Annotated in this window: 22 protein-coding genes and 5 tRNA genes; 19 read left to right on the plus strand and 8 right to left on the minus strand. The window is 70.9% G+C overall.

Going from position 1 to position 20625, the window contains the following annotated elements:
• Positions 1 to 23: 23 nt before the first annotated feature.
• On the minus strand, positions 24 to 998 hold the full coding sequence (locus GUY59_RS27220; RefSeq protein WP_252375035.1) for a LacI family DNA-binding transcriptional regulator: 975 nt from the start codon (positions 996 to 998) through the stop codon (positions 24 to 26).
• 139 nt (positions 999 to 1137) lie between these two features.
• On the opposite strand from GUY59_RS27220, the gene GUY59_RS27225 reads away from it, so the two are divergent.
• Entirely contained in the window at positions 1138 to 2613 is a 1476-nt protein-coding gene (locus GUY59_RS27225; protein WP_138202486.1) for an FAD-dependent oxidoreductase, read from the plus strand.
• Positions 2600 to 3172 (plus strand): TetR/AcrR family transcriptional regulator, encoded by a 573-nt coding sequence (locus GUY59_RS48995; protein ID WP_138202485.1) that lies wholly within the window; start codon positions 2600 to 2602, stop codon positions 3170 to 3172. Before GUY59_RS27225 ends, GUY59_RS48995 begins: the two co-directional genes overlap by 14 nt.
• 4 nt (positions 3173 to 3176) lie before the next feature.
• Here the strand turns inward: GUY59_RS48995 and GUY59_RS27235 are convergent, their stop codons facing one another.
• The 3 genes from GUY59_RS27235 to dnaE all read right to left on the minus strand — a co-directional run bounded on the left by GUY59_RS27235 (position 3177) and on the right by dnaE (position 7955).
• A complete protein-coding gene (locus GUY59_RS27235; protein WP_252375034.1) occupies positions 3177 to 4157 on the minus strand; it encodes a C40 family peptidase in 981 nt (326 codons plus the stop codon).
• A gap of 61 nt (positions 4158 to 4218) precedes the next feature.
• Complete coding sequence (locus GUY59_RS27240; RefSeq protein WP_161714724.1) at positions 4219 to 4416, minus strand: DUF6300 family protein; 198 nt, start codon at positions 4414 to 4416, stop codon at positions 4219 to 4221.
• Complete coding sequence (gene dnaE / locus GUY59_RS27245; RefSeq protein WP_138202483.1) at positions 4413 to 7955, minus strand: DNA polymerase III subunit alpha; 3543 nt, start codon at positions 7953 to 7955, stop codon at positions 4413 to 4415. The genes GUY59_RS27240 and dnaE overlap by 4 nt, the downstream gene beginning before the upstream one ends.
• 109 nt (positions 7956 to 8064) lie before the next feature.
• Between dnaE and GUY59_RS27250 the strand changes: the two genes are divergently transcribed.
• Positions 8065 to 9018: a LysR family transcriptional regulator gene (locus GUY59_RS27250; protein ID WP_138202482.1), complete on the plus strand. Its 954-nt coding sequence runs from the start codon at positions 8065 to 8067 to the stop codon at positions 9016 to 9018.
• Positions 9019 to 9099: 81 nt separating this feature from the next.
• Complete coding sequence (locus tag GUY59_RS27255) at positions 9100 to 9648, plus strand: dihydrofolate reductase family protein (RefSeq protein ID WP_138202481.1); 549 nt, start codon at positions 9100 to 9102, stop codon at positions 9646 to 9648.
• A gap of 4 nt (positions 9649 to 9652) precedes the next feature.
• Here the strand turns inward: GUY59_RS27255 and GUY59_RS27260 are convergent, their stop codons facing one another.
• From GUY59_RS27260 to GUY59_RS27270, 3 genes are read right to left on the minus strand one after another with little or no spacing between them, the layout of a single operon-like run.
• Positions 9653 to 10309, minus strand: coding sequence for a maleylpyruvate isomerase N-terminal domain-containing protein (locus GUY59_RS27260; protein WP_138202480.1), 657 nt, complete (start codon positions 10307 to 10309; stop codon positions 9653 to 9655).
• Between the two features lie 51 nt (positions 10310 to 10360).
• Positions 10361 to 10945: an SGNH/GDSL hydrolase family protein gene (locus tag GUY59_RS27265; protein ID WP_201761389.1), complete on the minus strand. Its 585-nt coding sequence runs from the start codon at positions 10943 to 10945 to the stop codon at positions 10361 to 10363.
• Positions 10932 to 11501: a PadR family transcriptional regulator gene (locus tag GUY59_RS27270; protein ID WP_138202479.1), complete on the minus strand. Its 570-nt coding sequence runs from the start codon at positions 11499 to 11501 to the stop codon at positions 10932 to 10934. Before GUY59_RS27270 ends, GUY59_RS27265 begins: the two co-directional genes overlap by 14 nt.
• A gap of 84 nt (positions 11502 to 11585) precedes the next feature.
• On the opposite strand from GUY59_RS27270, the gene GUY59_RS27275 reads away from it, so the two are divergent.
• A complete protein-coding gene (locus GUY59_RS27275; RefSeq protein WP_138202478.1) occupies positions 11586 to 12008 on the plus strand; it encodes a nuclear transport factor 2 family protein in 423 nt (140 codons plus the stop codon).
• Between the two features lie 3 nt (positions 12009 to 12011).
• Here the strand turns inward: GUY59_RS27275 and GUY59_RS27280 are convergent, their stop codons facing one another.
• Positions 12012 to 12800, minus strand: coding sequence for a MerR family transcriptional regulator (locus tag GUY59_RS27280; RefSeq protein WP_138202477.1), 789 nt, complete (start codon positions 12798 to 12800; stop codon positions 12012 to 12014).
• 388 nt (positions 12801 to 13188) lie between these two features.
• Here GUY59_RS27280 and GUY59_RS27285 point away from each other — a divergent pair.
• The 14 genes from GUY59_RS27285 to GUY59_RS27345 all read left to right on the plus strand — a co-directional run.
• Positions 13189 to 13261, plus strand: a tRNA-Leu gene (locus tag GUY59_RS27285).
• Between the two features lie 27 nt (positions 13262 to 13288).
• A tRNA-Glu gene (locus tag GUY59_RS27290) sits at positions 13289 to 13361 on the plus strand.
• A 17-nt stretch (positions 13362 to 13378) separates the two neighbouring features.
• A tRNA-Arg gene (locus tag GUY59_RS27295) sits at positions 13379 to 13453 on the plus strand.
• Positions 13454 to 13467: 14 nt separating this feature from the next.
• Positions 13468 to 13544, plus strand: a tRNA-Val gene (locus GUY59_RS27300).
• A 15-nt stretch (positions 13545 to 13559) separates the two neighbouring features.
• A tRNA-Tyr gene (locus GUY59_RS27305) sits at positions 13560 to 13639 on the plus strand.
• Positions 13640 to 13691: 52 nt separating this feature from the next.
• Positions 13692 to 13820 carry a nitroreductase/quinone reductase family protein gene (locus tag GUY59_RS50865; RefSeq protein ID WP_330849205.1) on the plus strand — a complete coding sequence of 43 codons (129 nt, stop codon included), beginning with the start codon at positions 13692 to 13694 and terminating at the stop codon, positions 13818 to 13820.
• A gap of 168 nt (positions 13821 to 13988) precedes the next feature.
• The gene (locus GUY59_RS49005; protein ID WP_236667540.1) at positions 13989 to 14312 is read left to right on the plus strand and encodes a hypothetical protein; all 324 of its coding nucleotides are present in this window, start codon (positions 13989 to 13991) and stop codon (positions 14310 to 14312) included.
• Between the two features lie 14 nt (positions 14313 to 14326).
• Positions 14327 to 14941, plus strand: a complete 615-nt coding sequence (locus tag GUY59_RS27315) for a TetR family transcriptional regulator (RefSeq protein WP_138202476.1) — start codon at positions 14327 to 14329, stop codon at positions 14939 to 14941.
• Positions 14942 to 14974: 33 nt separating this feature from the next.
• A complete protein-coding gene (locus GUY59_RS27320) occupies positions 14975 to 16597 on the plus strand; it encodes a carboxylesterase/lipase family protein (RefSeq protein WP_138202475.1) in 1623 nt (540 codons plus the stop codon).
• Positions 16598 to 16751: 154 nt separating this feature from the next.
• Positions 16752 to 17669: an ABC transporter ATP-binding protein gene (locus GUY59_RS27325; protein ID WP_138202474.1), complete on the plus strand. Its 918-nt coding sequence runs from the start codon at positions 16752 to 16754 to the stop codon at positions 17667 to 17669.
• A 9-nt stretch (positions 17670 to 17678) separates the two neighbouring features.
• Positions 17679 to 18383, plus strand: coding sequence for an ABC transporter permease (locus tag GUY59_RS27330; RefSeq protein ID WP_171055454.1), 705 nt, complete (start codon positions 17679 to 17681; stop codon positions 18381 to 18383).
• 3 nt (positions 18384 to 18386) lie between these two features.
• Positions 18387 to 19622: a sensor histidine kinase gene (locus GUY59_RS27335; protein ID WP_138202473.1), complete on the plus strand. Its 1236-nt coding sequence runs from the start codon at positions 18387 to 18389 to the stop codon at positions 19620 to 19622.
• Positions 19615 to 20250: a response regulator transcription factor gene (locus tag GUY59_RS27340; protein WP_138202472.1), complete on the plus strand. Its 636-nt coding sequence runs from the start codon at positions 19615 to 19617 to the stop codon at positions 20248 to 20250. Before GUY59_RS27335 ends, GUY59_RS27340 begins: the two co-directional genes overlap by 8 nt.
• A gap of 50 nt (positions 20251 to 20300) precedes the next feature.
• A partial coding sequence (locus GUY59_RS27345; protein ID WP_161714725.1) for a TetR/AcrR family transcriptional regulator occupies positions 20301 to 20625 on the plus strand: 325 nt, incomplete at its 3' end.

The raw sequence follows: 20625 nt of genomic DNA on the forward strand, positions 1-20625 counted from the left end.
CCGGGTGACCGGGCCCGAACCTTTCAGGCGGCCAGGCTCGATTCGCGGACGACCAGCTCGGTGGCGAGCTCGACGTGACGGGAGTCGATCTCCTCGCCGGCGGCCAGCCGCAGGGCCGTGCGCAGGGCGACGGCTCCCATCTCACGCAGCGGCTGGCGTACGGTGGTCAGCCGCGGCGAGGACATGTAGGCGACGTCCGTGTCGTCGAAGCCGACGACGCTGAGGTCTTCGGGGACGCGCAGGCCACGGGCCCTGGCGGCGTGGATCGCGCCGAGGGCGGCCTCGTCGGAGGCGACGAAGACGGCCGTCGGCGCGGGGGACAGGTCGAGCAGGGCGGCGCCTCCCCGCACTCCGTCGGGATAGCAGTAGCCGGGCGTGACCACGTATCCGGGCAGGACGGGCACGTCCGCGGCCTCCATGGCGGCTCGGTAGCCGTACATGCGGGCCTGGTTGGAGGCGGCGGTGGCGGGGCCGCCGAGGTAGGCGATGCGGCGGTGGCCGAGGGCCAGCAGGTGCTGGGTGGCGGACAGGCCGCCGGCGAAGTTGGTGGGGCCGACGCTGGTCACCGAGGCGCCGGGGAGGCCGAGCGGGTCGATGACGATGACCGGCAGGCCGGCCCGTGAGAGCGCGGCGAGCTGTCGCGGGGCCGGCTCCTCGAAGAGGGTGATCACCGCCCGGCGTCCGGCGGTCACGTCGAGGGGCCCGGTGGCCCTTCTGGTGATGACGACCCACACGCCTGACGCGGTGCCCGCCTCCATCACACCCTTGATGATCTCGGACGAGCACGCGCAGAGCTCGTCCACCTGCACCTCGACGGTGCCGGGCTCGGCCCGGCCACGCCGCGGCGGGACGTAGCCGTGCTCCTGCAGCAGAGACCGCACCAGGGCCCGGGTGGCCGGTGCGACGTCGCTGCGGTCGTTGAGCACCTTGGACACCGTGGCCACCGACACGCCGGCCGCGGCGGCAATGGTGGCCAGCGTGGCACGTCTGCGAGTCACTGCATCGCCCCTCCCGATATCCGGCATTCACCTTATCTGGCCCAGAGCTGCACAGGTACGGCCAAAAGACCGGCAGCGCACGCTCCTCCGATATACGCTATGAATGTAGCGATACATCTGTAGCGAATAGAGGAATCTCATGAACGACGTCGTCATCGTGGGCGCGGGCCCGACCGGGCTCATGGTCGCCTGCGAGCTGGCTCTGGCCGGCGTGCGTTGCAGGATCGTCGACAAGCGGAACGGTGAGGCCGGCGTCACCCGGGCATTCGGCCTGCACGCCCGCGCACTGGAACTGCTCGACGCCCGGGGGCTGGGAGACCGGTTGGTCGCGCGGGGCAACCCGCTCGGCACGGTGTATCCCGCCTACGCCTCCCGCGTCGACTTCGAGCGGCTCGACACGCGCTACCCGATGTTGCTGATCGTGCCGCAGAGCGGCACGGAGGAGGTGCTGCGCGAGCGCGCCGCCGAGCTCGGCGTGGAGATCATCAGGAACGCCGAGGTCGTCGGCCTCTCCCAGGACGCCGACTCCGTACGGCTCACGCTGCGGGACGGCGCCGAGCTCTCGGCCAGGTACGTCATCGGCGCCGACGGCGCCCACAGCACCGTCCGCGAACTGCTGGACGTGGGCTTCGCGGGCGAAACCTACAGCCTGCCCATGCTGCTGGCCGACGTCCGCATCCCTGGGCCGGAGCTGCCGCCCATCACCCAGGTCGGCACGGCGGGCGCGGTCGTGGCCATCCCGTTCGGCGACGGCTGGTTCCGGGTCGGCGCGTGGCTGCTCGACGGGGACGATCCGGACCGGGAGCCGGCCTTCGGGCAGATCCGCCGCGCGTTCAAGGACATCGCCGGCACCGACTACCGGATGAGCGAGCCGCGCTGGTTCTCCCGCTTCGCCGCCGAGCGCCGCCAGGCCCGCAGCTACCGGTCGGGACGGGTGTTCCTGGCCGGCGACGCCGCGCACGTGAACTCCCCCATCGGCGGCCAGGGCATGAACACCGGCGTCCAGGACGCCGTCAACCTCGGCTGGAAGCTCGCCGCCGACCTGCGCGGATGGGCCCCGCCGTGGCTGCTCGACAGCTACCACGCCGAGCGGCATCCGGTGGGCGCCGCCGTGCTGGCGCTGACCGACCATCTCACCCGGCTGGTCCTGACCGGCTCGCGGCTGCGGCTGCGGGTGAACCGGCACGTCATGGCCACCCTGCTGCGCACCGGCCCCGGCCGCCGCCGCGTACTCGGGCTGATGTCCGGGCTGGAGATCGCCTACCCTCCCGGCGACGCGCACGCCCACCCGCTCGCCGGGCGGCGCGCGCCCGACGGGCCCACCACCGGCGGCCGGCTCTACGAAGTCCTCCGGGAGGGCCGGTTCGTCCTGCTGGCCTCTGGTGACACCACCGCCGGGCGGCCGTGGGCGGGCCGGGTCAGGTCAGTGCGCCCGCTCGGTCGCCTGCGGCCGGAGGCGTCGCTGATCCGTCCCGACGGATACGTGGCCTGGGCCGGAGATCGCGACGGCATCCGGCAGGCTCTGGTGAAATGGTGCGGCCCAGCCGAGCACACAGCGCACCACACGACAGACCACACCGACCGGGGAGAGCGACCCGACCGTGCCACGCCCTAACCCTCAGCGCCGCGAGCACCTCGTCGGCGCCGCCATCGCGGTGCTCGCGGAGAAGGGCTCCCGCGGCCTCACCCACCGAGCCGTCGACGCCGCCGCAGGCGCCCCCGACGGCACCGCCTCGCGTTACTTCCGCACCCGCGACGCCCTGATGGACGCCATCATTCAGCGGATCGGCCGGCGCCTGTCCGAACGGGTCGACGCCCACGTGGTGCGCCCGCTCGACCCCGCCCGCCTGGAAGAGACGCTGGTGAAGGTGCTCACCCTGATGGTGGCCGACGAGCGCGGCGAGCCGCTGGCGCTGTTCGAGCTGCACCTGGAGAGCACCAGAAACCCCGCCCTGCGGAGCATGCTGGCCGATGCCCTGCGCGAGCGGTGCGACCTCATCGTGCGCCAGTGCCGCGCCGCCGGCATCGCCCTCACGGAACAGGACGCGATGCTGCTGGAGACGAGCGTTCTCGGCATCCTGTTCACGGCGCTGACCACTGGCGTGCCCGACGATCCCGGCCCGGCGATCCGCGCAGTCGCGCGCACTGTGCTCGACCGCTACGTCCGTGCTTGAGCCGTCAGGGGCGGACCGCGCCGGCCAGGCGGCCGCGCCAGTAGTCGTCGAGGGCGACCACTTTGATCACGTCCCCGGTCTGCGGCGCGTGCACCATCTTCCCGTCGCCCGCGTACATCCCCATGTGGCCAAGCCCCTTGCTGAAGAGCAGGTCGCCGGGCTCCACGTCGTCAAGGGGCACGCGGCGGGCGGCGCCCCAGCTCCACTGGCTCCAGGTGGTGCGCGGCAGCTCGACCCCCGCCGCGCGCCAGGCGGCCTGGACGAGGCCGGAGCAGTCGAAGGAACCCGGGCCCGTGCCACCGTACCGGTACGGCTTGCCCACCTGGGCGAAGGCGAACGTGAGCGCAGCGCGGGCGTTGCCCGACGCCGCCCCCGTGTACGGGATGCCGGGGCTGGCCGGGTTGCCCTTGTTGAAGCGGCCCAGCCGGCGCAGGAGCTTGGTCTGTTGCTCGACCAGCTTGTCGACCTTGGCCTTCTCTCCACGTACCTTGTCGCGTGCCGCGTCAGCCTCGCGCAGGACGGTTCTGGCCCGGTCGCGCCGGTCGCGCAGGTCCTTGGTCGCGGCCTCGAAGGCGCGCACCTTCGAGGCCTCCGCCTGAGCGATCTGGTCGAGGGAGGCCATGGAGCCGAGCACCGCCTCGGGGTCGCTACGGCCGGTCAGCCCGCTCCAGGCGGGGAAGGAGCCGAGCCGGTAGTCGCGGGCGGCCAGCGCGGCAAGGTCTCCGCGCAGGGCATCGGCTCGGGCCTTCCTGCGCCCGACTTCGGCGTTGAGGGCGTCGTACGTCTTCTTCGCCTTCTTATGGGCCTCCGCGGCCTGGTTGTACCGCTCGACCATCTGGTCGGCCTGCTCGTTGAGCTTCACCAGCCTGGCCCTGGCCTTGGCGGGAGACGGATCGGCGGCGGCCGTGCCGGGGACGCCGAGCAGCGTGGCCGCCGCCAGCGCGACGGCCGTCGCGGTTCGCCTGGTCCCTGCTGGAACGGCCACTGCGCACGCCTCCTCACGATCGCCACGTCATGAGGAGATACGCGGGCCGTGCCGGAGGTGTTCAGTGAGTGGTGCAGGTCAGGCTGACGACGGGTCGGGCCACCGGTATCCGACGCCGGTTGGCGCCGGTGACCTCGCCGACGCCCCTGACCGGCCGCCCCGAGGCGTTCGTCCAGCCGTGCGGGACGCGGACCACGGCCGGCACGTCGCCGGTGCGGCAGCGCGGGCAGGCCGGGCTCATCGGGCTCATCGGGCTCATGCCGTACCGATCGAGCCGGCCCCCAGCAGCGCCTTGACGTCTCCGTAGAACGCCGGCTCCGCGGCGACGCGGAAGGGTACGAGGTCGAGCAGCAGGTCCTTGCGGCCCTGGCGGTGCAGGCGCACGTGTACGGGCGCCCGCCCCGGATGGGCGGTCAGGATGTGCTTGAACTCCTGCACCAGCCGCGGGGTCAGCCGCGTCTCCTGGATCGAGATGACCACGGGTGAGGCGGTGTCGGCGGCGGAGACGTCGAGCAGGGTGATCTCCTCGCCGTAGACGCTCATCGTCTCGTCGCGCACGTTGATGCGGCCCCTGACGGAGATCACGCGGTCCTCGGCCAGCAGTTCGCCGTAGAGCGTGTACGTCTTGGGGAAGATCAGGCACTCCACGGAGGCGTCGTGGTCCTCGAGGGTGACGATCGCCCACGGGTTGCCCTGTTTGGTGACCTTGCGCTGCAGGCCCGAGATGATGCCGCTGACGCGGGTCACGCCTTCCTGCCGCTCGGAGGCGAGCAGGCCGGCGATCGTGACGTCACGGTGGGCGTCGAGGACCCGCTCCGTGCCGTCGAGGGGGTGGCTCGACACGTACAGGCCGAGCATCTCGCGTTCGAAAGCGAGCAGGGTGGCCTTGTCCCACTCGCCGTCGGGGATCGCGACCGAGAACGCGCCGGTCCGGTTCGGCTCGCCGAACAGGGAGTCCTGGCCCTGCGCCTCGTTGCGTTTGAGGTCGATGACCGCGTCGATGGCCGGCTCGTGTACCGCGACGAGGGCCGCCCGGTCGTGCCCGAGGCTGTCGAACGCGCCGCTCTTGGCCAGCGACTCGATGACGCGCTTGTTGCAGACGACGGTCGGCACCTTGGCGAGGAAGTCGTCGAAGTCGGTGTAGCGGCCCTTGGCGGCGCGGGCGGTGACGATCGCGTCCACCACGTTGGATCCGACATTGCGGACCGCGCCCAGACCGAAACGGATGTCGGAGCCGACCGCGGCGAAGTCGAGGCGGCTCTCGTTGACGTCGGGGGGCAGCACCTTGATGCCGAGCCGGCGGCAGTCGGACAGGTAGACGGCCATCTTGTCCTTGTCGTCGCCGACGGAGGTGAGCAGCGCGGCCAGGTATTCGGAGGGGTGGTTGGCCTTGAGGTAGGCGGTCCAGTAGGAGACGAGGCCGTAGCCGGCGGTGTGCGACTTGTTGAAGCCGTAGCCGCTGAAGGGCACCAGGACGTCCCAGACCGCCTTGATCGCCTCGCTGGAGAAGCCCCGGCCGCGCATGCCGGCCGAGAACCTGTCCCACTCGGCGTCCAGCACCTCCTTCTTCTTCTTGCCCATGGCCCTGCGCAGCATGTCGGCGCCGCCGAGCGAGTACCCGGCCAGCTGCTGGGCGATCGCCATGACCTGCTCCTGGAAGACGACCAGGTGGTAGGTGTCACCGAGGATGGGTTCGAGCGCCTCCTCCAGCTCGGGGTGAATGGGCTCGACCCGCTGCTTGCCGGTCTTGCGCAGCGCGTAGTTGGTGTGCGCGTTCATCTCCATGGGGCCGGGCCGGTAGAGCGCGTTCACGGCCGCGATGTCGGTGAACGTGGTGGGCTGCATCAGCCGCAGCAGGACCCGCATGCCGCCGGAGTCGAGCTGGAACACCCCGAGCGTGTCGCCGCGGGCCAGCAGCTCGTACGTCGTGGGGTCGTCGAGCGGCACGTCGTGGATGTCGATGTCGATGCCCTTGTTGGCGCGTACGTTCGCGATGGCGTCGCCGATGACGGTGAGGTTGCGCAGGCCCAGGAAGTCCATCTTCAGCAAACCCATGTCCTCGGCCTGCGTGAACGGGAACCCGGTGATGACGGGGCCGTCGGCCTTCGGCTTGACCAGCGGCACCACGTCGATCAGCGGCTCGGACGAGAGGATCACGCCGGCGGCGTGGACGCCGGTGCCCCTGGTGAGGTTCTCCACGCCGGTGGCGGTGTCGATGATCCGCTTGACGTCGAGGTCCTGCTCGTACATCTGGCGCAGCTCGGCGGCCTCGCCGTGGCGGGGGTGGCGGTCGTCGTGGATGGCGGCGAGCGGGATCTCCTTGCCGCCGTTGGCCGCCGGGAACGCCTTGGTGATGCGGTCGCCGAGAGCGTACGGCAGGCCCAGGACACGACAGGAGTCCTTGACGGCGGCCTTGGCCTTGATGGTGCCGAACGTGACGATCTGGCAGACGTGGTCCTCGCCGTACTTGCGGGTGACGTAGTCGATCATCTCGTCGCGCCGCCGGTCGTCGAAGTCGAGGTCGACGTCGGGCATGGTGACGCGTTCGGGGTTGAGGAACCGTTCGAAGATCAGCTTGTGCTCGATGGGGTCGAGCTCGGTGATGCCCGTGCAGTACGCGACCATGGACCCGGTGGCCGAGCCGCGGCCGGGGCCGAGGCCGATGCCGTTGTCGCGGGCGAAGCGGCAGATGTCGGCGACCACCAGGAAGTAGCCGGGGAAGCCCATGGTGTCGATGACGGACAGCTCGTAGTCGATGCGCTCCAGCACCTCCTGGGGCGGATCGCCGCGGTAGCGGCGCCGCGCGCCGTCCAGAGCTTCCCTGCGCAGCCAGCTCGACTCGCTCTCGCCTTCGGGCACGGGGAAGCGCGGCGTCAGGTCGCGGTGGGCGAACACCTCGCCGTAGTCGCCGATCCGCTCGGCGATCAGCAGCGTGTTGTCGCACGCGCCGGGCACCTCGGCGTCCCACAGCGCCCGCATTTCCTCGGCGGTCTTGACGTAGTAGCCGCTTCCGCTGAAGCGGAAGCGGTCGGCGTCGGCGAGCCGTTTGCCGGTGCCGATGCACAGCAGCGCGTCGTGCGCCTGGGCCTGGCTCTCGGTCACGTAGTGGGAGTCGTTGGTGGCCAGTGGCGGCAGGCCGAGCGTGCGGCCGAGCCTGAGCAGGTCCTCGCGGACCCGGCGTTCGATGGCCAGGCCGTGGTCCATGAGCTCCAGGAAGTAGTTGTCCTTGCCGAAGACGTCCCGGTAGCGGGCGGCGGCCTCGACGGCCTGGTCGTACTGGCCGAGGCGCAGGCGGGTCTGCACCTCGCCGGACGGGCAGCCGGTGGTGGCGATGATGCCCTGGCCGTGCTCGGCGAACAGTTCATCATCCATACGCGGATATTTCTGGACGTGTCCTTCGAGCCAGGCCCGCGACTGCAGCCGGAACAGGTTCCGCAACCCCAGCGCGCCGGCCGCCCACATGGTCATGTGCGTGTACAGGCCGCGTCCCGAGACGTCGCCGCCCTCGCCGGTGTCGTCGTTCGATCTGCGCAGGGCGAGGTTGTCGCTGTAGAACACCGGTTTCCGGTGGCGCCGTGACGCTGGGGCGACGTAGGCCTCGATGCCGATGATCGGCTTGACGCCCGCCTTGCGCGCCGCATGGTAGAACTCGTACGCGCCGTGCACGTTGCCGTGGTCGCTCATGGCCACGGCGGGCATGCCCTGCCGCGACACCTCGTCCATGAGCAGGCCGACCTTGGCGGCCCCGTCGAGCATGCTGTACTCGGTGTGCACGTGCAAATGAACGAAGGACTCCACCGGCCAAAACTCCTTGCGGTTGTAGGCTCGTACGCGATCCGAGCATTCGACCCGAGGGCAGGCTGGCTTGTCCAACAATCGACACGCCGATTTGCAACAACCATCGGTTGTGAACCAGACGACACAGGAGCTGGACCTTGGCGCCGTGCGCGCCTTCGTCGCCATCGCCGAAGACCGCTCCTTCAGCGAGGCCGCCGCCGGGCTCGGCATCAGCCAGCAGGCGATCTCCAAGCGGATCGCGCGGCTGGAGTCGGGCCTCGGCCTGACCCTGCTCTACCGCTCGCGCAGCGGGGCCGCGCTCACCGAGGACGGCAGGGCGTTCCTCCCGCACGCGCGCGCCCTCGTCGGGCTGGCCGACCAGGCGGTGGAGGCGCTGCGCGGCCGGCGCCGCGCGCTGCGGATCGACGTGCTCGACACGCGGCTGTCGGCCTCGGTCGACCTGGTCAGGGCGTTCCACCAGGCCACCGAGCGGGCCGACATCGAGATCATCACCTCCAACGGCCTGAGGTCGGCACGCGACGCCCTCGCCCGCGGAGCCATCGACGCCGCCTTCGCCCGCGTTGGCGGGCCTGTGGAGGAGAACCTGCGGCACGTGCCGGCCTACCTGGAGCCCGTGCACGTGCTGGTCGGCCGTGGCCATCCGCTGGCCGGCCTTCGGGAGGTGGAGGTCGAACAGCTGGCCGGCTCGACCGTGTGGATGCCCGGCAACGTCCCCGGCAGCGAGTGGGCCGGCTATTACCGCCTGCTGGGCGCCGCGTTCGGCATCCTCATCGACGACAGCGGGCCGGACTTCGGCTGGGAGTATTTCGTGGAGGAGATCGCCTCCGGGGGACGCATCGGCTTCGTGGGCCTGGCGTGCCGGCTGCCCTGGCACCCGCGCACCGTCCAGCTCCCGGTCGTCAACCCCGTCCCCGTCTATCCGTGCTCGCTGCTCCTCCACCGGCAGAACCAGCATCCGCTGCTGGCCGCGCTCGTCGAATGCGTACGCGCCGGCTTCCGCCCGTACGATCCGCGGCGTCAGTGGCTGCCCGAACCCGACCGCGCCGTGTTCTTCCAGAAATAGCCTTCCTCCCCTTGTCAATTTCGGGCTGTCCCGGTCGACGCGTCAGTGAGACAGCGAATCGCGTCAAGGAGAGGAACGACCATGCGGAAGATCATCGAGCAGGGTGTGGTGACGCTGGACGGCCAGATCAGCACCCCGCAGAACTGGCTGGGCACGTACTGGGCGGGGGAGTTCGAGGAGCGCTCCCGCGACCTGCTCTTCTCCGTCGACGCCCTGCTGTACGGGCGGCTCAGTTACGAGTCGCACGCTCAGGTCTGGCCGCAACTGGAGGCGGAGTTCGGCGACTACGCGGTGCGGATGAACACCATCCCGAAGTACGTCGCCTCGACCGCGCTCAAGGAGACCACCTGGAACGCCACCCTCATCGAGGGAGACGTCGTCCAGGAGGTCGCCCGGCTGAAGGAGCAGCCCGGCGGCGACATCCTGAAGGTCGGCACGGGCGGCACGTTCAGCCGCACCCTGCTCCGGCACGGGCTGGTCGACGAATACCTGTTCTGGTTGTTCCCGGTGATCGCGGGCAGCGGCGGGCGCCTGTACGACGGAATCGACCCCACCCATCTCCAGCTCGCCGACGTCACCCGGCTGGACAACGGCGTCCTGGGCCTCACCTACACCCCGAAGCGAGGGTGAGCGGTCATCCGATGACGAACGGGAGCCTCCCTGCCAGGCCGCCCAGTTCGGCCTTCTCCGCGTCGGTCGGGGCCCGCCGTCCGGTCCCGACCAGCAGCGCGTCCCTGTCGGACAACGACGCGGGGAAGGCCGCCCCGGCGAGCTGCTCCAGCATCTCGCGCGAGCGGGCGAGCCCTTCGGCGGGCGGTTGCTCCGCGTCCGGCAGGTGCGCGATCAGGTCGAGGTGATGCAGCGTCCACTCCAGCACGTACGCGGACAGGTAGTCGCCCGCGGTAAGCACCATGTCCTGGGTGGCGACCCGCTGGGTGGGGTCGGCGAGTTCGGCCGCACGGCCGGCGGCGGAGCCGACGTCGTCGAGGTGGAACCGGAGCAGTCGCGGCTCCTCGTACGCGGCCGCCAGCCGGACGATCAGTGCGTCGAGCGGGTCGTCGCCGGTCGGCGGCGTCGAGCCGACCTTCCAGTAGGTCACCGCGTCGCAGGTCGGCTCCTTCTCCGCGGGCGTCACGAGCGTGATCAGGACGTCCTGAGCGTCGATGACCAGGTGGCACGCCAGGTCTCGCACGAGCCAGCCGGCGCAGCCGGACGGCCGCGCGAAGTCCTCGTCGGGCAGATGAGCGACCGCCGTGCGCAACGCCGTCCAAGTGCGCGAGAAAAGATCCATCCCGCCACCGTAGTCCGGTGCCGGGAACGCGGACAATGCCCTTTTCCAAGGTCAGCGCCGCTGGCTACCGACGGCCGCGGCGATGCGTTCGTGCCCGAGCGGGCCGGCGTGCAGCCGGTCGGGGCTCCACAACCGGGCGTCCGTGACGACGGGGTGGTGGGCGGTCTCGGCGACGACGACCCCGTGGCGGCGGGCCGCGGCTCGGATTCGCTGGTTGAGCGCGGCGGCGCGCGGGCCGAACGGGCGGGCGAGCGGGGTGATCCGCGCCAGGTCGGGAAAGGTGAGGGTGGCCACGCGTGCGCCCTGGGCGGTGAGCGCGGCGAACATCGCCTCCAGGTGGCCGCCCACCTCGTCGGCGTCGAACCGGGGCCGCAGCAGGTCGTTGACCCCGGCGACGACGGTCGCCAGGTCGGGACGCAGGGCGAGTGCCGGTCCGAGCTGTTCGGCGTGGACCTGCGCGGCCACGCGTCCGCGCACGGCCAGGTTGGCGTAGCGCAGGCCGGGGTTTGCGGCCGCGAGCCGCTCGGCGAGCCGGTCGGCCCATCCGCGCAGGCCGTTGACGTCGTCGCCGTCGCCCATTCCTTCGGTCTGGCTGTCGCCCAGGGCGACGTAACGCCGATGGTCACACCCGCGCATGTGCTGTCCGCCTCTGCTCCAGGATCGCCGCGCTCCGGCGGCACCAGTCTCGGTTGCCCTGCTCGAACGCGATGCCGCGCAGGCATGTCAGGTAAGGGCCGACGCGTTCGCCGTGGCGCAGGAACTCCTCCTCGCTCATGTCGCCGCGCAGCTTGCGCAGCAGGCCGCCGAGCAGCTCGATCTTGGCGTCGGCGAACGCGGCCCGCTCCGTGAGCTGCGCGATCAGCCCGTCGGAGGCGATGTGGTCGGCGGCCTGGACCTTCACGAGCAGGTCGTCGCGGATGAAGGAGGGTTTGTTGTGCGTCGCCGCGAACCGCTTGAGCTCGGCCAGGCCGGCGTCGGTCACGGTGAACAGGCGCTTGTTGGGCCGGGTGTCCTGCACCACCTCCCGGCCGCTGACCAGCCCGTCCCGCTCCAGACGGGCGAGCTCGGCGTAGAGCTGCTGGGGAAGGGCGTGCCAGAAGTTGGCCACGCCGAGGTCGAACGCCTTGGCCAGCTGGTATCCGCTGAGCTCCTCGCCCAGCAGTGCCGCCAGCACGGCGTGACGCAGCGCCATGAAGACTGCCTCCCTTCTCCTGCGGACGCCGCCATGATAGTCAAGAAACTGACTATTCACTATCGTTACTAGGGAGGAACGGCCATGAGCGCCGCCGACCGTTTCCGCGCCGCCGTCGAGCGGCGCGACCTCACCGCGATGGACGCGCTGTTCGCCGACGACGTGCGCTTCAACAGTCCGGTGACGTTCACTCCCTTCGAGGGCAAACCCGCCGTCCTCGGGTTGTTCGGCGTGCTGCTGCGCGTCTTCGAGGACTTCCGGTACGTCGGCAAGCTCGACGGCGAGGCGGAGACCAGCGCCGACGGCGCCGAGACCCCGGCCACCGTCCTGGTCTTCTCGACCACCGTGCGCGGCAGGCAGATTCACGGCGTCGACCTCATCCACCTGGACGACGCCGGCCTGATCAAGGAGTTCGCGGTGATGGTGCGCCCGAAGTCCGCGGTCGAGGCCCTGGGGGAGGCTGTCGGCGACGCCCTCGCCGCCGAGGGGCTCCTGCCGGCGCGCTGAGCCCTACCCGGTCGTCGCGGACGTGCCGGCGTCCGTCCTGATCCCGGTCGTGATGATCTCGACCGCCTGGCGCACGGCCTCGGCCTGGGCCGGAGCCAGCCCGTCGAGGAACGGTTCCAGCAACGCCGGGTCCCATCCGCGCGTCGCCGGCCCGGAGCCTGCCAGCAGGTGTTCCCTGCTGTAGCCGGCCAGCTCCCGGGCCAGCGGCGCGATCCTGCGGTCGCCCGGCTCGGCGTCGGCCAGCTCGTCCAGCCTGCGGTAGAACTCGTGGCCCACGGCCGCCGCCTCCGGATCTGCGGCGAGCGACTCCAGCTGCGCCAGGGCGCGTCTTCTGCCGGGCTCGGCGGCCACGCTGTCCATGAGCATGAGCAGCTCGCGGTCCCAGGCCGCCGCCTTCGACTCGGGCAGGCTCACCGCGCGAAGGAGCATCAGCAGGTCGGGCGAGGCGACGTCGTCGGGGCCCAGCGGCCCGGCCCGCCTGAGCAGGTCCGCCAGCTTCGCCCGCCGCTCCCGGATCTCGCGCTCCTGCCTGGCCAGATCCGCGTCGATCTCGGTGAGGATCTCGGTCAGCTCCCTCGACCTGTCCTCGGCGATCACCTCGCGTGCCTCGTCCAGGCTCAGCCCGAGCTGGACCAGGCGGCGTACGCGGGCCAGAGCGACGGCGTCGCGCATGCCGTAGTCACGGTATCCGTTGGCCCGGCGCGGTGGCTCCGGCAGCACGCCCTGTTGGTGGTAGTGGCGCACGGTCCGGGTCGACACCCCGAGCAGCGCGGCCAGCTCTCCGATCCGCATGGTCCCAGTAAAGCCTCCGTCCCCGGGAGGGGGACAACCGGCCACGGCGGAAACCATTCCGGCCGCCGATGCGTCTGAATAAATGAGTGGCGCGGCCGGCGACCGCCGGTTAATGTTTACTTTGTCGAGATCGAAAACGTCAGGAAAGGCCGGCCATGCGATACGCAGTCACCGCCCTGGAGCACGAGCGGCGCGGTTGTCGCCGGCTTGCGGTGCTCGGCTGCGGTCTGGCCGGGCAGGCTTCTGGATAGATTCTCGCCACGCGCATCCAGAGGCCGCCGGATCCCATCGGGCGGCCTTTTCTCTTTCCCATGCCCACGTTCCGTCCGACTTTCTTGACAATTGCATGAGCGCAGTGCGGGGGTCCGAGTCCCCGCTACGACTCCACGCGTCCGTAGCCCAACGGGAGAGGCGCCGGCCTCAGGAGCCGGGTGTTGCGGGTTCGAATCCCGCCGGACGTACGAAACCCCGATGAATGTCGGGGGCAGGCCCCGTTGGTCTAGCGGTCAGGACGCCCGGCTTTCACCCGGGAGAACACCGGTTCAAATCCGGTACGGGGTGCGCACCACCATTTTCTCGGCCCTATAGCTCAATGGAGAGAGCGCCGGCCTACGAAGCCGGGTCTGTTGCAGGTTCGAATCCTGCTGGGGCCACGCGGTCCATACGACGGCCTGTAGCTCAGACGGTCAGAGCGCCGGTCTTACGCACCGGGCGTCGCGGGTTCGATTCCTGCCGGGCCGACCACGATTTTCTCCTCACGCGTGAGCTGGGCATCGGAGAGCCCACCCGGCTGTAAACCGGGCGCTTATGCTGTGGCGGTTCGACTCCGTCCTCGCGCACGGTCCGCCTCGACAGGATGGGGGCCGAGGCGGACCCGGCGCAGTTCCGCCGGTGCGGAGGAAAGCCTGCAAAGCCACGAACACGGGCGCACGGCGTACGACGCCGCTCGGCCACCTGCCCGGCGGCGACCGCGTCCTCCTCATCGCCTCGGCCGGCGGCTCCGCCCGCCACCCGGCCTGATACCACAACCTCCTCGCCAGCCCTGAGGCCACCGTCGAGGACGGCGTCTTCACCTATCCCGCGACGGCCGTCGTGCTGGAGGGAGGAACGCGACCGCGTGTTCGCGCGTGCCGTGGAGGCCGCCCCCTGATAGGGGGGTGCCAGGACAGGGCGGGCAGGCTCCTGCCGGTGGTCGCGCTCGTCGAGCGCGACGCCGGGCCGCCCGCCGGCTCACTGGTCGAGGCGCTCAAGAAGGTGCACGACGCCTTCCGCAGGGAGCCGGCGCTGATCCGCGGCGAGGTCGCCGCCTCGGGCCCGCGCCTGGAGCGGCAGAGAGCCCAGCACGTGTCCGTCCAGCGCCTGCTGGAGCAATTGCAGTCCGTGCTGGCGTCCGACGACCTCGCCCCGGAGAAGTTGCCGGCCGAGGCGAACCGGCTCGCCGAAGAGTTGGGCAACGAGACTGGATTCATCGCCGCCGCGGCGGCGCCCCTGACGCAGACTTTGCTCAAGTAAGCTAATGTTTGCTTATGCGAGCAAACGAGTCGCCGTCCGACAAGCGCGGTCGGACGTTCACGGAAGGCGCACGGCGGGCGCAGATCGTGGCCGCCACGATCGAGACGATCGCCGAACTGGGCTACGCCCGTGCCTCGTTCGCCCAGATCGCCAAGCGGGCGGGCCTGTCCAGCACGGGCCTGATCTCCTACCACTTCGCGAGCAAGAACGAACTGGTCAAGCAGGCGGTCATCCAGATCTACGGCGAGATCACCGCGTTCATGACCGAGCGGCTGGAAGGCCAGCCGACGGCGACGGAGGCGCTTCGCGCGTACATCGAGGGGAACGTCGAGTTCTCCGGAGCTCATCGGGTGGAGATGAAGGCGCTGCTCGACATCTTCATCAACGGCGGCATCGACTACGGCGAGCCCAAGGAGCGCGCCGCGCTCTCCCCAGTGGAGCAGATCCTCCACTGGGGGCAGCAGACCGGCGAGTTCCGCGAATTCGACGTCCAGGTGATGGCGACCAGCCTTCAGCGTTCCGTCGAGGGGCCGAACTTCCTGCTGGCCGGCGACGCCGCCCTGGATCTGCGGGCCTACGCCCTCGAACTGGTGTCGCTGTTCGAGCGGGCCACCCGCGCGGACACCTGACACACACCCACCATTGACAGGGAGACATCCTTCATGAAAGTCCTGCACCGCCTGGTGTGCCCCGCCGCGTTCCTGCTCACGCTGGGTGCGGCGGCCCCCACACAGACCACCGGCCCGCCCGCTCCCGACCCGAAGCCGGCGGTGTCGGCCCAGGCGACCGGCTCGCCGGTCGTCCGCCTGCAGTCCGGGCGCGTTCGTGGCGTCGACAAGGGCGCGGTCCGGACCTTCTCCGGCATCCGCTACGCCGAGCCGCCGGTCGGCCGCCTGCGCTGGGCCCTTCCCAAGGCCGTGCGGCCGTGGAGCGGCGTCGCCGACGCCACCAAGCCCGGCGCCGCGTGCCCCCAGGCCAAGATGCCCGGTGTGCCGCTGACCGACGAGGACTGCCTGTACGTCAACGTCACCATGCCGCGCAACTCCGGCGGCAAGCCGCTCCCGGTGATGGTCTGGATCCACGGCGGCGGGTTCACCAGCGGCGCCGGCAGCCAGTACGACGCCCAGCGCCTGGCCACCCAGGGCAATGTGATGGTCGTGACGGTGAACTACCGGCTCGGCGTGCTCGGCTACTTCGGGCACGAGGAACTGACCGGCTCGGGCACGTACGGGCTGGCGGACCAGATCGCCGCGCTGCGCTGGACGCGCCGTAACGCCGCCGCGCTGGGCGGCGACCCGGGTAATGTCACCGTCTTCGGCCAGTCCGCGGGCGGCATGAGCACGTGCGGCCTGCTGACCACGCCTGCCTCGGCCGGCCTGTTCGACAAGGCGATCGTCTCCTCCGGCTCGTGCCTCATCGACTGGCCGAAGGGAGGGTTGTTCCCCAGCTCTCACGCGCACACCCCGTACACGTCCCTGGCGACGACCAAGAAGGACGGCGCCGCGCTCGCCCGGACTTTGAAGTGCGACAAGGGCTCGGCCCGCGAGACCCTCGACTGCATGCGCAAGCGTCCCGTCGCCGACTTCCTGCCGCACATGACCACCTTCAGCGACCACATCACCTACGGCACGCCGTTGCTGCCCAAGAACCCCGCCACAGCGCTGCGCAAGGGCTCGTTCCATCGTGTGCCGGTGATCTCCGGCGGCACCCGCGACGAGATGCGCGCCTTCATCGGCGGCGCCGCCATGGGGGGCCAGAAGTTCACCGCCGAGCGCTACCCCGAGCTGATGCGCACGACGTTCGGCGACAAGGCCGACGAGGTGCAGGCCCGCTACCCGCTCTCCGCCTACGACTCGCCGGCGATGGCCTGGGCGGCGGTGAACACCGACCGTTCCTGGGCCTGCCCCACGCTGGAGGCCGACCGGCTGTTCGCCCGCCACACCGACGTCTACGCCTACGAGTTCGGTGACCGCAACGCGCCGAACGTCAACGGCATCGACGTCCCCGGCCTGCCCCCGGGCGCGGCCCACGCCAGCGACCTGCCGTCCCTGTTCGACCTGAACGGCGTCAACATCCTCCCCACGCCGGCGCAGCAGCGGCTCGGCGCGCAGATAGTCGACTACTGGACCGCCTTCGCCCGCACCGGAGACCCCAACGGGAAGGGCTCGCCGCGCTGGTCCCGCTTCACCGGGCAGGGGCCGGTCCTCGGCCTGGTGCCGGACGCCGTGCGGCCCATCGGCTACGCCGCCGACCACCAGTGCTCCTTCTGGAACAAGCTCAGCTGAGGCCGCCTCGCGGCGCCCGACCGGGGGCGCCGCCATCAGATCCGGGCTGGGCGCACCATCCACCGATCGGTTGATTGCGCGCTCAGCCCGATCGGCCGCCGATCATGGCCGGCGGGTCGATCCCCGGCCTGAGCTGGGAGATCATGATGGACGCATGGCAGTCATCGACGTCGCCGGCCTCACCAAGAGGTACGGCGGCCAGACGGTTCTGAACGGCGTCTCCTTCTCCGTCGAGGAAGGCGAGATCTTCGGCCTGCTGGGCCCCAACGGCACCGGCAAGACCACCACCGTCGAGTGCGTGGAGGGCCTGCGGCGGCCCGACAGCGGCACGATCCGGGTGCTCGGGCTGAACCCGATCGGCGACGGCCGCGCGCTGCGCGAGCGCATCGGGGTGCAGCTGCAGCGCACGGAGCTGCCCGACAACATCAAGGTGTGGGAGGTGCTCGACCTGTACGCCACCTTCTACGCCGAGCCGAACGACTGGCGCAAGCTGCTGGAGCAGTGGGGGCTGGGCGACAAGCGCGACGCTCGTTTCGGCAAGCTGTCGGGCGGCCAGAAGCAGCGGCTGTTCATCGCCCTGGCCCTGGTGGGCAATCCGAAGGTGGCCTTCCTCGACGAGCTCACCAGCGGGCTCGACCCGCAGGCCCGCCGGGCCACCTGGGAGCTGATCAAGCAGGTGCGGGCCTCGGGCGTCACCGTCGTCCTGGTCAGCCACTTCATGGACGAGGTGGAGGAGCTCTGCGACCGCGTCGCGGTCTTCGACCGGGGCGGCATCGTCGCGACCGGCAGCCCGGCGGAGCTGATCGACGAGGTCGACGCCGAGCATCAGGTGCGGTTCACGCTGATGGCCGGCGCCGCCGACGACCCGGTCGCCCTGCTGAGCGGCCTTCCCGGCGTCTCGGGTGTGACGCGTGACGGCGACCGGGTGAGCGTGACGGGCCGGGGAGACTTCGCCACGGCCGTCACCTCGGCCCTGGCCCGCAACCTCATCCCCGTCGCGAACCTGCGCATTGACAAGCGCACGCTCGACGACGCGTTCACCGCCCTGACCGGTCGTTCGTTCCACCCGTGAGGAAGACCCATGACCGTCATCGCCAAGCTCACCACCGTCGAGCTCAAGCTGCTGGCCCGCGAGCCCGGCTCGATCTTCACGGTGCTCATCCCGCTGTTCATCCTCTTCGTCTTCGGCAGCTCGATCCCACCCGGCGACACGGTGTTCCTGCCGATCACGCTGGTGATCGCCGTCGGGCTGGTCGGCCTGTACCAGCTGCCGACCACGTTGGCCACCTACCGCGAACGCGGCATCCTGCGCCGGCTGTCCACCACCCCGGTACGCCCGGGGAGCATGCTGGCGGTGCAGCTCATCCTGCAGTTCGTGCTGGCGCTGACCGCCTGCGCGCTGCTGACCGCGGTCGCGGGCACCGTCCTGGGCGCGCACGTGCCCTCCCAGGCGCTCTGGGTCGCCGTGGTGTTCCTCCTCGGCACGGCCGCGATGTTCGCCGTCGGCCTGCTGATCGCGGCGTTGGCGGCGAACGGGCGCACCGCCAACGGGGTGGGCGTGCTGCTGTACTTCCCGCTGGCCTACCTCGCCGGGCTCACGCAGCCGGCGGACCAGATGCCGGATATCCTGGCACGCATCGGCGCGTTCACCCCCATGGGCGCGTTCCGGCAGGCCCTTCATGACGTCTGGGCGGGGCTGACGCCGGACCTGCTGTTGCTGGGCGTCATGGCCGCGTACGCGGTGATCGTCGGTCTTGCCGCGGCCAGGTTCTTCCGCTGGGAGTGAGCGATGACGACAGAGGACGTCTCCCGTCTGGACCAGTGGGAGCGGCTGCTGCAACGGCTGCTCACCACCGTCCCGTACGTCCTGCTGGCCGTCTCCATGGCGCTGTCGTTGCTGACCGACGACCGGCCGGGAACGTACCATCTCGTCACGCTCGGCCTCTCCGTGCTCGCCGCGGCGTGGGTCTGGCTCATGCCCAGGCGCCATCCGGTCGTCTATGTAACGGGCCTGGTGATCCTCATCGCGATGCTCTGCTCGCGTGGATTGTGGTTCGGCAGTTTCTTCGCCTTCACCGGCTACCTCCACTCCTGGCACCTGCTGAAGGGGAAATGGAAGTTCGCCGGGGTGGCGGCCACGGCGGTCATCTCGATCACGGCCTTCAGCGGAGGGCTGCCCGAGCCCACCCTGCCCGCGATCGCCACCCACGTGGTGTTCACCGCCGCGATCGTGGCGGGCGTCAGCCTGTTCAGCTTCGTCGGCGAGGTCACGGCCGAGCGCAGCGCCGAACGCGAACGTATGGTGACGCGGCTGGAGGAGGCGATGCGGGAGAACGCCGGCCTGCACGCCCAGCTCCTTCTGCAGGCCCGCGAGGCCGGCGTGCTCGACGAGCGCCAGCGCATGGCCAGGGAGATCCACGACACGCTCGCCCAGGGGCTGGCCGGCATCATCACGCAACTGCAGGCGGCCGTGCAGACCGAGGCCGACGCGCGGGCGTGGCGCCGGCACCTCGACCACGCGATGGGGCTGGCCCGAGAGAGCCTGACCGAGGCCCGCAGGTCCGTGCACGCCGTCCAGCCGGGCCCTCTGGCCTGCGCCCCGCTGCCGGCGGCGCTCGCGGAGATCGCCGCCCGGTGGTCGGAGCTGAACGCCGTGCGCGTGGAGGTGTCCACGACCGGCACGGCACGTCCGCTGAACCCGGAGGTCGAGGCGACGCTGCTCCGTGTCGCCCAGGAAGCGCTGGCCAACATCGCCAAGCACGCCGGGGCGACGCGGGCCTGGCTCACACTGTCCTACATGGAGGACGTGGTCAGCCTGGACGTCCGCGACGACGGCGCGGGCTTCGACCAGGCGCGCGCGCTCGCCGGCGGCGGCTTCGGCCTGGCGTCGATGCGCGAGCGGGTGGGCTGCCTGGCGGGCGCCTTCGAGATCGAGTCCGAGCCCGGGGCCGGCACCGCCGTCTCCGCCACCGTACCCGCCATCACCGCGCTCGCCACCACCCCTGAGGAGTCCCGGAGTGCCTGAGGCCCCTGTCCGGCTGCTGATAGCCGACGACCACCCCATCGTCCGCGACGGCATCCGCGGCATGTTCGCCGGCGATCCCGGGTTCGAGGTGGTCGCCGAGGCCGGCGACGGCGCCCAGGCGGTCGACCTGGCGCGGGCGCTCGATCCCGACGTGATCCTCATGGACCTGCGCATGCCGAGGATGGACGGGGTGACGGCCATCAGGGAGCTGGCCCGGCTGGGTCTCAAGGCGCGGGTGCTGGTGCTGACCACGTACGACACCGACAGCGACGTGCTGCCCGCGATCGAGGCGGGCGCGACCGGCTACCTGCTGAAGGACGCGCTTCGGGAGGAGCTGGCGCGCGCGGTCGCCGCGGCGGCGCGCGGCGAGGCGGCGCTCTCCCCGTCGGTGGCCACCCGCCTGCTCGGCCAGGTCCGCGCCCCCGCCGCCCCGCTGAGCGGGCGGGAACTGGAGATCCTCGACCTGATCGCGCAGGGCACCACCAACCGGGAGGCGGCGGCCCGCCTGTTCATCAGTGAGGCCACGGTCAAGACGCACCTGCTGCACATCTACGCCAAGCTCGGCGTCACCGACCGGGCGTCGGCGGTGGCCGCCGCCTTCCAGCGGGGCATCCTGCCCCGAGGGTGACGGTCTATACCTTTGCAGTCGACTGCAAACTTGCAGTACATTCCTTCAGTATGGGAGAAGGGCTACGGGAGCGGAAGAAGCGGCTCACCAGGCAGCACATCAGCGAGGTGGCCCTCGGCCTGTTCGTGGAGCGCGGCTTCGACAGCGTGACGATCGCCGAGGTCGCCGTGGCCGCCGAGGTGTCGGTCAACACCGTCTACAACTACTTCGACTCCAAGGAGGACCTGGTCCTGCCGCCGGACGAGGCGTCGCCGCAGCGCCTCGCCGACATCGTGCGGGCGCGCCGGCCGGGCGAGTCGGCGGCGGGGGCCGTTCTGGGGACGCTGCGCCGGGAGGTGCGCGGGCGCGAGCGCCGGGTGGGGCTCAGTCCGGGGT

It is taken from the genome of Nonomuraea sp. K271 (assembly GCF_009908215.1).
Taxonomy (GTDB): Bacteria; Actinomycetota; Actinomycetes; order Streptosporangiales; family Streptosporangiaceae; genus Nonomuraea; species Nonomuraea longispora.